The following is a 13225-nucleotide window of genomic DNA, read 5'->3' as shown; positions in this document are numbered from 1 at the left end:
GGAGTCGCGTTTTGACTTCTTCCCGTGAACCCGAACAGGCAGGTGAGCATGATCGAACCAGACCACACAAGAAAACTTGATTCCGGTTTTGCCTTGATCCTGATCATTTGGGGGGCCATTCTGACTTCCCTCGGTGTGTACCTGGGGGTAGGGCTGTTTATGGGGGATACCTTTACGGTGGCCCTCAGAGATGAGTTTCCCGTGGTGACCCTGCGCTATGTGCTGTTCGGCATGTCCGCAGCCACCCTTGCCGGGGTGCATGTGCTGCGCCGGTTTATGCTCGGGCACCCCGGGGGGAGCCCCTCTTCGGTTTCATCGGGCCAGCACCCTGCAGTGGCCCGATATGCCGTCATCGTGATTCTCTCCTCAGCCCTCCTTGAGAGCATCGGCATTTATGGCCTTGTGCTGTTTCTCACCGCCGGTGATTCCCTTTCCCTTTACCAGCTCCTGGGCCTGTCGGCGGTGGCCATGCTGGTGTATCGCCCCAGGAAGGCGGAACTCCTGGACCTTGCCCGGCGTATGGGCACATGACGTGACCCATTCTGGAGAGAGCCTCCGGACGCGCCGTTACCGGCATGGTCCGGAGGTTTTTTGTCAGCCGGGTTAGCCCACGGGAAACAACGGGAGTTTTTCCAAGAAGACGATATCCTCCCGGGATGCGGCATCGCCTTCGGCGAGGATGGCCGCTTTGACGGTGACGAGGCCCCCTGCTGCCTCCACGAGGCGGCTGATGGCTTCGATGGATTCCCCTGTGCTGATGACATCGTCGATGATGGCCACGCGTTTGCCTTTGATGGCCGCGGCATCCAGGGCGTCCAGGCAGAGGAGCTGCTTGCCCGTGGTTGTGATGGACTGCACCTCATCGATGACCGGATTCTCCATGTAGGCTTTCACGCTTTTTCTCGCAACGAAAAACCGCTTCATCCCCATGAGACGCGATACCTCGAAGACAAGGGGGATACCCTTGGCTTCGGCGGTGACAAGGACGTCTACCTCCGGGAGTTTTTCCATAAGAAGGGGCGCTGCAGCGCAGATGAGCTCGGTGTCACCCAAAACCACAAAGCTTGCGATGTTGAGGGTCTCGCTGACGGGGACGATGGGAAGCTCGCGGGTTACACCGGCCACTTCCAGGGTGTATGTTGTGTTCATGGGATGTCCTTAAAAAGGCTTAAAAAATGTAACTATTCAGGTCAAAAAAGCCTCCGGCGGCCCTGCCGGGGGCCAAACTTTTAAAAAGTTTGATAAACAGGTCTCAAGTAATCATTCATAGGCTCCGCCGAAACAATTCCGACATTTTTGCGGAGCTTTTTTTCAAAAAAGCGACCCGCCTGAGGCAAATGAATAGTTACAAAAAAATAAACGGCACGGGAAGGGACGCCGGATAAGCGGCTGTGCCGGAGCAGATGAAAAATCGGCAGCATCCGACTCAGCGGTGAGATACACTTCACAATGAGGCCCGCCATCATGCCCAGAAAAGGATCGGAGATGGCGGTGACCGTCATGGTCACCCCGCCCACGATGGCGTTTCCGCCGCCAAGGGCTGCGGAGGCGTTGATGGGTACGGTGACAATGGCTCCCAGCACAAAGAGGAATCCGGCGATGGATTCGCTGGGCACGTATTTCCCGATCTTGGGAAGAAACCCGGCAAAAAGGATGACAGCCATGAGGGTCATCATGAGTACCCCGGAAAAGACGGGGTGGGGGGCGCTGCCCGTGGCCGAGATGATGGCCTCCACCGGGCCGCCGCCGAACAGGGAAAGACGCCATGTCCTGGCGAGGGGCCGCGCAAGATGGCCAGGTGGTCCACGTTGACGCTGGCGCCTGCAATGTTGCCGGTGATCTTGCCGAAGGCGATGTTGGCCCCGATGTTGAGGCAGACCATGGCCAGGGCACCCCGGGCCACGGAGAGGTTCATCATGGGCACTTGAAAGGTAAAGCCCTCTTTTTCAACGGCGTTCATGTCCGATTTCTGCTTCAGGGACAGGGCCACGACGCTTGAGAGCACCACGGAGATGGTGATGGTGTAGACCAGGTCCTTGGTCATCATGTACGTGAGAAACCCTGAGGCAATGGAGCTGAACCCTACGGCTTTGTTCTTGGTGGCCATGCCGAAGGCCACCCGGGCGAGCATGATGCCGACGCCTGCCATCATGCCGTTTGTTATAGCAGGTCCCACAAAGGTAACGATTTTCTCCAGAAAGCCGAACACGCCGATGGTGGCCATGGCTGCTGCACCAAAGAAGATCATGGAGAGGCGTTCCCGCATGTTGTTGCCCATGGTCCCGGCAAGGGTGATGGTCTCGGCCTGGAAGGAAATGGGGGCCACGCAGCCGAAGAGAAGGCAGCCTCCGGCACCCACGATAAAGGCCAGGGCCGTGGGGATGGAGGCAAAGCCGAAGGAGAGGGCGAGCAGGCCCTGGGGGAGGCCGTTGAGAATGACGCTCAAAGCGGCCAGGATATCTTTGACATATTCCATTTTAAGAGACTCCTTATGCGGTTGTCATGCTCCTGAAATACATGCCGAACAAGGGGTCTCGCGAGGGCGCAGAAATACGGAAACAGATCACCCGGGACAACAGGGAGACCTGCGGTTTTTCTTGCACTCCCATAGTCGGATGGACGGCCTTCCGGTAGAGACTCCTGACCCATGTCATCAGGATTATATGGGGTGGTTGGTTGTGAAAGAGTGTGGATAGCAGAGCCTTTCAAGGAATACAATGGGGATTACTATATTTTGAAATAGCTGTGATGCTACAGGGAACCATGCCATTCGTTATGAATTTGGATGTTGTTTACGGAACCAAGACCGGCCAACAAAATAGAAAAGAAGGATGGCCTGGCTGTTGAGAAATGTTCATTGATTATCGGTTTGGGAAGACAAGGCCGGGACCCAGGGGACCCATGAAGGCGAATCCAACGGGTTGGGTCCCTGCCAAGGGAGGCTGACGGCAATGGCGGCGGCGGGCAGGGCCCGTCGCCCATGGAATTTATGGAGAAGATTCCATAAGGAAAGGGCAACCCATGTCACGTGTGCTTGGGATCATCAAGGGGAAGTGGGGGCCTGCCGTGCTGGGTTGCGCGGTGGCGCTGGTGGTCTGCCTGGACCTGGCCTTTCCGCCCGATGTTCCGGCGCCCGGGGAGGGCATGGCCGTGACGGTGGTGGACCGGGAAGGGAATCCCTTGCGGGTGTTTCCCGATGCCCGGGGGATCTGGCGGTACCCGGTGACGCCGGACGAGGTCTCTCCCCTCAGATCGCAGGCTCTGCTGGCATACGAGGATCGTTGGTTTTACCTCCACCCCGGCGTCAATCCCCTGGCCATGGGCCGGGCCCTTGCCGATGCCCTCCGGCACGGGCGCATTGTCTCGGGGGGCTCCACCCTCACCATGCAGGTGGCCCGGAATCTTCTACCGCAACCGCGACGGACCGTTTTTGGCAAGATCGGTCAGATGCTTCGCGCCCTTCAGCTGGAGCGACGCCTCACCAAGGAAGAGATTTTTACTTTGTACCTGAACCACGCCCCCTTTGGCGGCACCGTGGAAGGGGTGCAGGCCGCGTGCCTGACCTACCTGGGTAAACCCGCCGCAGAGTTGACCCACGCCGAGGCAGCCCTGCTTGCGGTGTTGCCCCAGGCTCCGTCCCGTTACCGGCCCGATCTTCATCCGGACCGGGCTGTGGCGGCCCGTAACAAGGTGGTCGGGCGTCTGGTGGGGTTCGGGCGCTGGGAAGCCTGGCAGGGGGACGAAGCCCGGGAAGAGCCCCTGGCCGTTCATCCATGGAACCCTCCGTTTCGGGCGCCGTTGCTGGCCCGTCGCCTGAGGCGCGCCTTCCCCGGACAGGGCGTGATCCGAACCCCCATCGATCCCTGCCTTCAGGCCGGGTTGAGAGACCTTGCGGCCAACTTGAAGGGCGAACTGCCTTCCGGGACCTCCCTGGCCTTCCTGGTGGTGGAAAACGAGACCGGTCTGGTACGGGGGTACAAGGGCTCCATGGATTTTTTTGACGATGAGCGCTTCGGTCATGTGGACATGGTGCGGGCTGTTCGGTCTCCGGGGTCCACCCTCAAGCCGTTTCTGTACGCCATGGCCCTTGACGACGGCCTGATCCATTCTGAAAGCCTGCTCATGGACAGCCCCCTGTCCATCGGCGGGTACACCCCTTTGAACTTTACCCGCCATTTTGCCGGGCCGGTGTCGGCCTCCGAGGCCCTGGTGCGGTCCCTGAACGTACCCGCCGTGGAACTTCTCCATCGTGTGGGGCCGGCGCGTTTCGACAGCCTCCTGCGCCAGGCGGGCATCCATTTGCGTTATCCCCCTGGCGGGGGGCCCAACCTCTCCATGGTATTGGGCGGGGTGGGTACCACCCTGGAAGAGCTGGTGGCAGGGTACTCGGCCTTTGGCCGGGGGGGCAGGGCCATCTACCCCGAGGGGCTCGCCCTTGCCGGCAGCCAGGAGACCCAGGTGCTCTCGGAAGGGGCGGCCTGGATTGTCCGTCACGTTTTGGAAACACCAGAGAGAACGCGGAACAGAAGGGGGCGGTTTGGTATGCGGCGAGGCCGTAAGCTGGCCTGGAAAACCGGGACGAGCTACGGATTCCGAGATGCCTGGGCCGTGGGGATGACCGAGTCCCATACCCTGGGTGTCTGGGTGGGACGGCCGGACGGCACGCCTCTTCCCGGTCACTATGGCGCTGTTACGGCTGTTCCTGTCCTTTTTCAGGTGGCCGACCGGCTTCCCTCGGCAGCCCCCGGGGGGGCTTCCATGCCCGAGAGTGTGTCCCGGGAATCCGTCTGCTGGCCCCTGGGCATTTTGTCGTCGGACACCGAGCCTGGCCACTGCCATGTCAAGCGGACGGCCTGGGTCCTCAACGACACCATTCCCCCGACCTTCGGGCCCTGCCAGGACGAGATGCTCATGGCCCCCAATCCCTTGATCGTCTCCGTGAACCCGGACACAGGAAAGGGGCTCTACGGGCCCTGCCTGGATCGCCGGCACATCCTACCCGGCACATTCCCACCCGCACCATTGCCAGGTGGCCTGCAGGAGCCCTGGCCTTTCTTCCCCCATGGATCCGGGACCGCAGCCGGTGCCCCGATCCCGATCTCTCCTGCCTTGAGGGGGAAGCCCCTTTGAGCGCGCCCATCATCATCCACGGTGCCAGGGACGGTGCTGTTTTCAAAGACCCCTTGAAACCCGGGCGTCCCCTCACCGTGGAGCCAGGCGGCAGCGGCCCCCTGCACTGGATGGTCGATCACACCTGGGTCTCCCGAAGCCGCCCGGGCGCAGCGGCCCGCATCACCTTTGCCACTCCCGGCAGGCACACCCTGACGGTGATGGACGCCTCGGGACAATACGCGGACCTCTCCGTGGTGGTGCAATAACCCGGATATTCCATGGGAAAAACACAACACAAATGAAGATATGACTTTCATGTAACCCAGCCTTAACACCGGGCAGGTAAAGAAAGGCAGCTGTCAAACAACAACCCGTATGTTTCAGGAGGAACCATGAAAATCCTTGGAAAGCAGGGCTGTTTTTTGTGTATTGCGTGTTTCATGATCGGGCTTTTTGTCCCACCGGCCTCGGCTGCAAAACATGTTATCCTGATGATCAGTGATGGTCAGGGCATGGGCACCGTCATGGCAACGGATTATTACAACGGCAACCGGGCCGTGTACGAGTCCTTTGAGACCAAGTACGCCATGACCACCTACAGTGCCCTGGGCACCTACGAGCCCGACCTGGGCTGGCGGCTGTTCGGCTCTCATCTTTTAAACCCCACGGATTCCGCGGCGGCTGCCACGGCCATGGCCACAGGGGTCAAGACCTACCCCGGCATGCTGGGAAAATCCCCTCTTTTCATCGATGTAAAAAACATCGTGGAGACCGCCTCCACCCAGGGCCTGGCAACAGGGGTGGTGACCTCCGTGGAGGTGAGCCACGCCACACCGGCGGGCATGGCGGCCCACAACATCTCCCGCAACAACTACGAAGAGATCGCAGCCCAGATGATCTACGGCAGCGAACTCGACGTGATCATGGGGGCGGGCCACCCCATGTACGACAACAACGGGAACCTGAAGTCCCATGACTGGGACTACGCGTACGTGGGCGGGGAAGCGGTCTACGCCGATCTTACCGATGAAGACGGGGCACGGGCCAAGGACGGGCGTTCCTGGGCCTTCATGGATGACAAATCTGATTTTGAAGCCCTGGCCCAGGGTTCCCTTTCTGCGGGCAAGGTGTTCGGGCTGGCCAGGGCCGCCACCACCCTTCAACAGGGGCGTTCCGGCGATTCCCAGGTGGTGGACCAAAGCAACCGGAATCCTTCCGTTCCCAGCCTTTCGAATATGGCCCTGGGGGCGCTTCGGGCTTTGTCCAACGACCCGGACGGCTTTTTCCTCATGGTGGAGGGCGGGGCCGTGGACTGGGCCAACCACAGCAATGAAAAGGGCCGTATGATCGAAGAACAGACCGCCTTCAACGCGGCCGTGGCCGAGGTGGTGGCCTGGGTGGATGAGAACAGCAACTGGGACGAAACCCTGCTCATCGTCACCGCCGACCATGAGTGCGGCTACCTCTGGGGAGCCGATGAGAGGGCCTTTGTCCCGGTGGGGGACAACGGTGCGGGCAACCTGCCGTCCATGGTGTTCCACGCCGACACCCAGCATAGGCCACCTGTTCCCTGTTATGTGAAGGGCACCGATGCCGGGCTGTTCCTCGATGGCCTGGTGGACGGCACGGACGCCTATTTTGCGGATCTCTTCTCCGGGTTCGATCCGGGATTCTCCGGCGACTTGATCGACAACACCGACCTGTTTCTCCTCATGAGCCAGTGGCTGGAAGGGGAGGATGAGGGCACCAACGGCACGGGCAGTGGTTTAAGGGGATCTGCATGACCCGCACAGCGACGGCAATGCCAACGGGCTGCCGCGGTTCTGGAGAGCGTTGAGAACAAACACCATTTTTTTGCCCTCACCGAACACGATTCGAACATGTTTGATCCCGAAGACCCCGGCCCGGGTACGGATGCCCACCCACTGGGAAGACCCGGATTACACCTCCGAGGAGACCGTGCTCCTCTACGGCGTGGAGTGGACCACCGGCAAGGGCCACGCCAATGCCTGGGCCGCAGCGCCCTTTGACTACACGCCCCTCTGGCACGCCAACACCGACGAGGATGCCGTGGCCGCGGTGTACGGGGCCCATGACGGGGAAGCCCTTTTCTCCATCAACCACCCCTCGGCCATTTTCTGCTGTCCCTGGGAGTATGATGTGGACAACGCCGTGGACACCATCGAGATCTGGAACAGCATGTACCGCATCCCCAACCTCAACGGCTGGTCCAGCCACCCGTTCTGGGATGCCGAACTCCTTAAAGGGCGCCGCATGACCGGTGTGGGGGGCTCGGACACCCACAAACTTGCCGAGTACGCCTCGGACCCCTTTGCAAAGATCGAGGCGGCCCTCTTCGGCCACGGAAACCCCACCACCTGGGTTTACGCCCAAGAGAAGACGGGAGACGCCATCCTTCGCAGCCTGAAAAACGGCCATGTCTCCCTGAGCTACGCCCCGGACGCCGAGCGCCTGGACCTGGTGGCCGACCGGGACGGCGACGGACACTTCGAGACCCTCATGGGGGATAACCTGGTCCAGGCCCCGGGCCGGGAGCTCTCCTTTCAGATCGATATCCGCAACCCGGCCCCGCCGGGCTGGTTTGCCGTGCCAAGGGTCAAAGAACTCACGGCCGAGAACCTGGTGAAGCTCGTGGCAGGGGAGGTGGATCTTCCCTCGCTGCTGGGGCTTTTGGCCGGAAAAGACACCTACCTTGTTGGTGTTCTGAATGGTATTCCCCACAGGGCCTGGATCGTCAGCGGCGGCTCCACCCGTGTGACCTTTACCGACACCCCGGCGTCAAGGGGCAGGACCTATTACCGCGCGGAACTCATGGGAACCCCCGACCTTCTTCTTTTCCAGCGCCTGCTCTACGGCCGGGTGAAGGCGGTCACCAACCCCATCTATGTGAATTTTCCGGCCCGGTAGGTGTTGCATCCGTGGCGGCGAACACCTGCCGCCGCAGGAGCAGCACACAGGACAAGCCTGCCGTGAGGTCCGAGAAGAGCTGGCTGGCGGCGATCCCGTTGATGCCGAGCCATCCGGGCAGGACCAGCAGCAACGGGATGAGGTAGATGCCCTGGCGGGCGAAAGAGACATACATGGCAAGCCTGACGTTGCCCTTGGACTGCTCGAAGATCATGGCGATGAGTTGAACCGGGACCATGGCGAAAAAGCCCATGTAGAGGGCAAGGGAGCCGGACAGAATTGTTGTTACGGCAGCCTCCGTTGAAAAAAGGGCCGCGATGGGCCTGGAAAAGATCAAAAAGAGAAGGGATGCAAAGGTTCCGTATCCCGTACCTATTTTGATCAGGGCGGAGAGAGAAGGTCTTTGATTTTTGCGGGGTCTGTGTCCACCACACAGGCCCCGATCAATGACTGGGAGCCGTTGGCAAGGCCCATGACGGGCAGGGTGGATACCGTGTAGAGCCTCAGGGCGATGCCGACCCCCGCCACGGCCTCTGCTCCGAAAACGGCGGCCTGTCGGTTGACCAGGACCACTGCCAGGACATTGATCACAAAAGCCATGAAGGTGGGGATACCGATGCTCAGGATGGTTGCGAAGATGCGGCGGTTTACGGCCCGGAGGGCTGGACGAATTCGGATTCGGCTTTTTTTGCTCGAAAAATACCAGATGTATGCTCCCACCGCGGGGATCTGGGCAAGCAAGGTGGCACAGGCTGCTCCGCGGATGCCCAGGTCCATCCAAAAAATGAAAATGGGATCGAAGAGGGCGTTGAGGGCAAAGGCAATGATCAACGTCACCATGGAAAACAGGGTGCCCCCCTGGCTTCGCGCGATGAAGCCGAAGATGGTGTTGGCAAGCACCAGGAGGAAGGCCACCAGGATAAGCCTGCCGTACGTGTAAAACAGGCCAAACTCCGGGGACGGTTCCCATGACACGGGCCACAAGGTCAAATTTCCAGAATATCACCCCAAGGTAGACCCCTCCGGCCAGAAACCCCAGCATCAGCCCGTTGGCAGCGGCTACATCTGCGTGGGCAAGGTCATTTCGCCCGATGCTTCGTGAGGTGATGGCCGCCGTGCCGATGCCGATGCTCTGGCCCAATGCGATGAGCACAAAGGTCAGGGGGTAGGTGAGGTTCACGGTTGCCAGCTCGGATACCCCCAGAAATCCCACGAAATACGCATTGAGGACCTGGTACATGGCCTGGATGATCAGGCCAAAGATGGTGGGGGCGGAGAGCACCAGGATTTTTGAGTAAAGACGATTCATGGCTCGGGCCTTGGTTTTTGTTGGTTGAAACACCGGTTTTTTCTGCGATGAGAGGGCCTTTGCAGGCAGGGATATGCGGTGAACGCATGTGTCGGGGTGAACTGGTTTGTTTATGTTCTCTCTGTATATCCTTGCCGGAAAGCCCCGTCCACAGGGGCTTTTGCTTATGTGGGCGTACGCGGGGTATCTTTCTGTCGCGGAGATGGCGGGCTGAACGGTGTTTGTCTGGGGGGAAGAACCGTGGTCGCGAAAAAAGACTGTGGCCTTGGCGTTCAGAGCTCAATTCGGATATCTCCTTGGATTTTGTCGCTGGCAAACCTTCCGTATTTACAGGGGATGGCGGGTTTGGTAGAGTTGGGGGTATGGCGTGTGTCTTTGGCATTTGGTGTATATCGGCTGTCTTCTCCTCTCATTCTCTGTCCGTCTCTGCCTTCATTTTCTCTCCTTTCACCGATTCCTGACTCCAGGTGATACCTGTGCGTGTCATCTTGTTGTCGGTATTCCAGCAGGGAGCATGCCGTCTGCCGGTTCCGGCCATGATCATGTGTCGCGTCATCTCTTGTGATGCGGGCCGGGCCTTCGCCCTTGTGAAAAAGCCATCAAGAAAGGAATAGAACTTATGAGTGAGAAACCTGTTAAATTGACAGGGGGGTCCAAGAGTCCCTTTAAGGACATGGTCATGAAGCTTCTCCCGAAGGGAGGCAATCTCAACTCCTGCCTGACCTGCGGGGTCTGCTCTTCGGGTTGCCCTGCCACGGGGCTGGATGACATGGATCCCAGGAAGTTTCTGCGCATGGCCGCCCTCGGCATGGATGAAGAGATCAAAGAGAGCCGATGGCCCTGGTTCTGCACCATGTGCATGCGGTGTGTGCATGCCTGCCCCATGGAGATCAATATCCCCCAGCTCGTCTTCAACGCGCGGAGGCTTCGTCCCCGGGAGGAGATGCCCAAGGGGATCCTGGGCTCCTGCGACATGGCCCTGGGCAAGCCCACCAACAGCGCCATGGGGTGCACCCAGGAGGATTTCGCCTTTGTGGTGGAGGACATCTTAGACGAGATCAAGGAGGAGTATCCCATCTGGGAAGAACGGAACCTTGAGGCCCCCATCGACAAGAAAGGGGCTGAGTATTTTATCAATCAGAACTCCAGGGAGCCCATGATCGAGCCCGAGGAGATGGGGCCCCTTTGGAAAATCCTGAACCTTGCCGGGGTGGACTGGACCTACGGCAGCTCCGGCTGGGCCGCCGAGAACTACTGCATGTTCATGGCCGACGACGCCGGGTGGAAAGAGCTCACCGAGCGCAGCGCCCGGCAGTGCGAGGAGCTGGAGTGCAAGACATTCTTGAACACAGAGTGAGGGCACATCACTTTTGCAGTCCTGGTAGGACTGGACAAATTCAAGATTCCTCACAACTTCAAGGTCGAGACCATGTACACCATGTATGCCCGGTGGATCCGGGAAGGAAAGCTCAAGCCGGATCCCAGCTGGAACGATGAGCTCAAGATTAAATTTACCCTTCAGGACCCTTGCCAGATCGTTCGGAAATCCTTTGGGGACCCTGCTGCCGATGACATGCGGTTTGTGGTGAAATCGTGCGTGGGGGAAGACAACTTTGTGGATATGTACCCCAATAAGTCCAACAACTTTTGTTGTGGCGGGGGAGGGGGGTTCCTGCAGTCCAGGAGCAGCGGCTTGCCTATGGCCAGATCAAGGACCTTCAGATCAAAAAGACACAGGCCACGTATTGCGTAACGGGCTGTCACAATTGCCACGCCCAGATTCATGAGCTGGGCGAGCACTTTGGGGGCGGGTATCACGCGGTCCATGCCTGGACCATCCTGGCCCTTGCCCTGGGCGTTCTCGGCAGCACCGAGCGGATCCACCTTGGGGAGGACCTGCAGGAGGTGAATCTTCCTGACCCGGGTTAGCCCGGCCGGGTTAGCTCGGATAGATAAGAAGTGAGAAGCACGCATGGCCGGAGGGATCACCTCCGGCCATGTTTTTTTGTGTCGGCTTTTTCTGGGGTTTGTTTAAATGTCGCAGGGTGTTATGGGATATTGTCCTTTCTTTTTGCTTCGTGGGGTATTAGAATTGTTGCGACGATTACCCAATGCCGATCTGTCGTGATCCGGCCCGGGATAAATTCCAGCTTGCCTTGTTTATGAAATCATCACAATTCCCTGTTTTTCTTTTAAACCGTTGTGGCATGCACACCGGTTTCCTCTGTTGTTGCCTGCCCTTCGGACATGACGATCTGTTTCAGCCCGGATAGTTCATGAGAAATCGACCAGGCCCTGAATATGGGCGTTCTGGATGCGTGGAATATCCGGCTCAGACTGCCAGCTTCCAAAAAACAAAGGAGGAACACATGAAAAAGCTCAGCGTGTTTTTGTCCACACTTCTGTTTGTCGGGTTGGCCTGGTTCGGTGTTGCATGCCAGGGCGTGCTGAGCTGCAGCACGGTGCTTCTCCACATCAGCCATGGTGCGGACGATCCCCCACAGGCTGCTGATGGCCTTGAACATGGCCAGCATCATGGCAGACGACAAGGATGTCCTTGTCTACTTCGACATCAAGGGTGTGGAGGCCGTTCTGCAGGATGCAGAAGAGGTGACCTTTTCCCATTTTCCGTCCTCGAAAGCTTCTCTGAAAACCCTCATGGACAAAAACGCGGTCCTCATGGCCTGCCCGGGGTGCCTCAAGGCGGCGGGCAAGAGCAAAGAGGACTTGCTCGACGGGGTCCGAGTTGCCGACAAGCAGACCTTTTTTACCTTTACCAAGGGGCGCATTGTGACCCTCGATTATTAGGAATGGCCGTTGCATCCTTTTGAAATGGGAGAAAACATGCGATGAAAGGGAGATGAAACTCAAAATCTCTCTTTTGTCGGTGTTGTTTGTTTTTTGCGGGGTGCCACTGGCGTGTGCGTGCACGGGGTTTGCCGTGTATGGCGAGCAGGTGGTTTACGGCATGAATTTTGACTATTTTGCCGTCCCTTTGAAGTTTCTCATCGAATCCCGTGGGGGCATGAGCGTGTTTCACCTGGCTTTTCTCTATGAGAAAACCCAGAACGACCCCATGTTTAGGGATTACTTCGCCAAAACCTGCGGCATGAACGAGAAAGGCCTTTTCTGCTCCTGCCAGGAGGTCGAACCTTATGTGACGGGGATCGAGAGCCTGGGGGAGGGGGACGCGTACATCGGCGACCAATACGATACCTTGGGATTCTGCTCCCGGGTGGCGGAGGTCCGGCACCTGATTCCCTCAAAAAGGTGGGTCCAGTTCACAGGGCCGTCGGTGCACAACCTTTTTGCCGATGTGGACGGTCATGCCATGGTTACGGAGACAGATAACAGAGAGCACGTCATCACCGAGATGGACGGGGATTTTCTGGTCATGGCCAATTTTTCCAATCACGCCATGGCCCGCAAGCCCCTTGCGGAGGTGGTGGGTGTCGGGGCGGAACGCTACCGCAGGGCCCATGCCTACCTGGCGGAGCATAAGCATGCCTTTGGCGTGTCCCGGGGCTTTGACCTGCTTAGGAAGACGGTGTGCGATGATCCGGGATGCAACACCCTGTGTTCCATGGTGTGCCTGCCCCGGGAAAAAACCATTTACCTGACCACGGACCCTGAGATGGAAAAGATCTGGAAGGTCTCCCTGGGGCGCAATCTGATGGAAACGGAAGGGGGGTTCGACAGGTATATCTGTCACTCCTTGGGGGCCGAAGGGATTCTGGCTTCGGAACTGGAGTCTGTTTCCGGTGCATGACACAGGCGCTGTCCTGCCCCGGATCTGTCACAACCGCTGCAATAATAATTTTGTTATTTTGTAATGAAACACACATGGCCCCGGGATGACTGTCCCGGGGCCATGTG

General features: G+C 58.9%; 13 protein-coding genes, 2 pseudogenes and 1 riboswitch. Of the genes and pseudogenes, 8 read left to right on the top strand and 7 right to left on the bottom strand.

Annotation, left to right across the window (positions count from 1 at the left end):
- Window positions 1-48: 48 nt before the first annotated feature.
- A complete protein-coding gene (locus ACOYW1_RS14795; RefSeq protein WP_482423392.1) occupies window positions 49-531 on the top strand; it encodes a hypothetical protein in 483 nt (160 codons plus the stop codon).
- A 72-nt stretch (window positions 532-603) separates the two neighbouring features.
- On the opposite strand, the gene ACOYW1_RS14790 is transcribed toward ACOYW1_RS14795, so the two are convergent.
- The 3 genes from ACOYW1_RS14790 to ACOYW1_RS14780 all read right to left on the bottom strand — a co-directional run bounded on the left by ACOYW1_RS14790 (window position 604) and on the right by ACOYW1_RS14780 (window position 2476).
- The gene (locus ACOYW1_RS14790; protein ID WP_482423391.1) at window positions 604-1149 is read right to left on the bottom strand and encodes a phosphoribosyltransferase family protein; all 546 of its coding nucleotides are present in this window, start codon (window positions 1147-1149) and stop codon (window positions 604-606) included.
- An 80-nt stretch (window positions 1150-1229) separates the two neighbouring features.
- Window positions 1230-1616, bottom strand: coding sequence for a hypothetical protein (locus ACOYW1_RS14785; protein WP_482423390.1), 387 nt, complete (start codon window positions 1614-1616; stop codon window positions 1230-1232).
- 56 nt (window positions 1617-1672) lie between these two features.
- On the bottom strand, window positions 1673-2476 hold the full coding sequence (locus ACOYW1_RS14780) for a hypothetical protein (RefSeq protein ID WP_482423389.1): 804 nt from the start codon (window positions 2474-2476) through the stop codon (window positions 1673-1675).
- Window positions 2477-2588: 112 nt separating this feature from the next.
- Window positions 2589-2687, bottom strand: a riboswitch (purine riboswitch).
- Window positions 2688-3021: 334 nt separating this feature from the next.
- Between ACOYW1_RS14780 and pbpC the strand changes: the two genes are divergently transcribed.
- The 4 genes from pbpC to ACOYW1_RS14760 all read left to right on the top strand — a co-directional run bounded on the left by pbpC (window position 3022) and on the right by ACOYW1_RS14760 (window position 8040).
- Entirely contained in the window at window positions 3022-5130 is a 2109-nt protein-coding gene (gene pbpC, locus ACOYW1_RS14775) for a penicillin-binding protein 1C (RefSeq protein ID WP_482423388.1), read from the top strand.
- Complete coding sequence (locus ACOYW1_RS14770) at window positions 5127-5378, top strand: hypothetical protein (protein ID WP_482423387.1); 252 nt, start codon at window positions 5127-5129, stop codon at window positions 5376-5378. Before pbpC ends, ACOYW1_RS14770 begins: the two co-directional genes overlap by 4 nt.
- A gap of 126 nt (window positions 5379-5504) precedes the next feature.
- Window positions 5505-6896, top strand: a complete 1392-nt coding sequence (locus ACOYW1_RS14765; protein ID WP_482423386.1) for an alkaline phosphatase — start codon at window positions 5505-5507, stop codon at window positions 6894-6896.
- A 100-nt stretch (window positions 6897-6996) separates the two neighbouring features.
- Window positions 6997-8040, top strand: a complete 1044-nt coding sequence (locus tag ACOYW1_RS14760; RefSeq protein WP_482423385.1) for a CehA/McbA family metallohydrolase — start codon at window positions 6997-6999, stop codon at window positions 8038-8040.
- Here the strand turns inward: ACOYW1_RS14760 and ACOYW1_RS14755 are convergent.
- The 3 genes and pseudogenes from ACOYW1_RS14755 to ACOYW1_RS14745 all read right to left on the bottom strand — a co-directional run.
- The gene (locus ACOYW1_RS14755) at window positions 8003-8416 is read right to left on the bottom strand and encodes a hypothetical protein (RefSeq protein WP_482423731.1); all 414 of its coding nucleotides are present in this window, start codon (window positions 8414-8416) and stop codon (window positions 8003-8005) included. The two genes, ACOYW1_RS14760 and ACOYW1_RS14755, sit on opposite strands and share 38 nt — an antisense overlap.
- 5 nt (window positions 8417-8421) lie before the next feature.
- Window positions 8422-9015 (bottom strand): MATE family efflux transporter, encoded by a 594-nt coding sequence (locus ACOYW1_RS14750; protein ID WP_482423384.1) that lies wholly within the window; start codon window positions 9013-9015, stop codon window positions 8422-8424.
- A gap of 40 nt (window positions 9016-9055) precedes the next feature.
- Window positions 9056-9280: pseudogene (locus ACOYW1_RS14745) on the bottom strand (MATE family efflux transporter); the annotation flags it as partial.
- A 688-nt stretch (window positions 9281-9968) separates the two neighbouring features.
- On the opposite strand from ACOYW1_RS14745, the pseudogene ACOYW1_RS14740 reads away from it, so the two are divergent.
- Window positions 9969-11278, top strand: a pseudogene (locus tag ACOYW1_RS14740) ((Fe-S)-binding protein).
- 263 nt (window positions 11279-11541) lie between these two features.
- Here ACOYW1_RS14740 and ACOYW1_RS14735 read toward each other — a convergent pair.
- A complete protein-coding gene (locus ACOYW1_RS14735; RefSeq protein WP_482423383.1) occupies window positions 11542-11874 on the bottom strand; it encodes a hypothetical protein in 333 nt (110 codons plus the stop codon).
- Between ACOYW1_RS14735 and ACOYW1_RS14730 the strand changes: the two genes are divergently transcribed.
- Both ACOYW1_RS14730 and ACOYW1_RS14725 read left to right on the top strand, forming a co-directional pair.
- Window positions 11873-12157 (top strand): DsrE family protein, encoded by a 285-nt coding sequence (locus ACOYW1_RS14730; protein WP_482423730.1) that lies wholly within the window; start codon window positions 11873-11875, stop codon window positions 12155-12157. The genes ACOYW1_RS14735 and ACOYW1_RS14730 overlap by 2 nt on opposite strands.
- A gap of 52 nt (window positions 12158-12209) precedes the next feature.
- Window positions 12210-13118: an Ntn hydrolase family protein gene (locus tag ACOYW1_RS14725; RefSeq protein ID WP_482423382.1), complete on the top strand. Its 909-nt coding sequence runs from the start codon at window positions 12210-12212 to the stop codon at window positions 13116-13118.
- Window positions 13119-13225: the final 107 nt, after the last annotated feature.

Source organism: Desulfoluna sp. CYM3A (assembly GCF_056829965.1).
The sequence above is the reverse complement of the archived record's forward strand: the minus strand, read 5'-3'. Positions and strand labels throughout refer to the sequence as shown.

Excerpts from the sequence above, each read along its gene's own strand:
- ACOYW1_RS14795 (WP_482423392.1), top strand. The coding sequence starts at position 49 with ATGATCGAACCAGACCACACAAGAAAACTTGATTCCGGTTTTGCCTTG.
- ACOYW1_RS14790 (WP_482423391.1), bottom strand. The coding sequence starts at position 1,149 with ATGAACACAACATACACCCTGGAAGTGGCCGGTGTAACCCGCGAGCTT.
- ACOYW1_RS14780 (WP_482423389.1), bottom strand. The coding sequence starts at position 2,476 with ATGGAATATGTCAAAGATATCCTGGCCGCTTTGAGCGTCATTCTCAAC.
- pbpC (WP_482423388.1), top strand. The coding sequence starts at position 3,022 with ATGTCACGTGTGCTTGGGATCATCAAGGGGAAGTGGGGGCCTGCCGTG.
- ACOYW1_RS14765 (WP_482423386.1), top strand. The coding sequence starts at position 5,505 with ATGAAAATCCTTGGAAAGCAGGGCTGTTTTTTGTGTATTGCGTGTTTC.
- ACOYW1_RS14730 (WP_482423730.1), top strand. The coding sequence starts at position 11,873 with ATGGCCAGCATCATGGCAGACGACAAGGATGTCCTTGTCTACTTCGAC.
- ACOYW1_RS14735 (WP_482423383.1), bottom strand. The coding sequence starts at position 11,874 with ATGTTCAAGGCCATCAGCAGCCTGTGGGGGATCGTCCGCACCATGGCT.
- ACOYW1_RS14725 (WP_482423382.1), top strand. The coding sequence starts at position 12,210 with ATGAAACTCAAAATCTCTCTTTTGTCGGTGTTGTTTGTTTTTTGCGGG.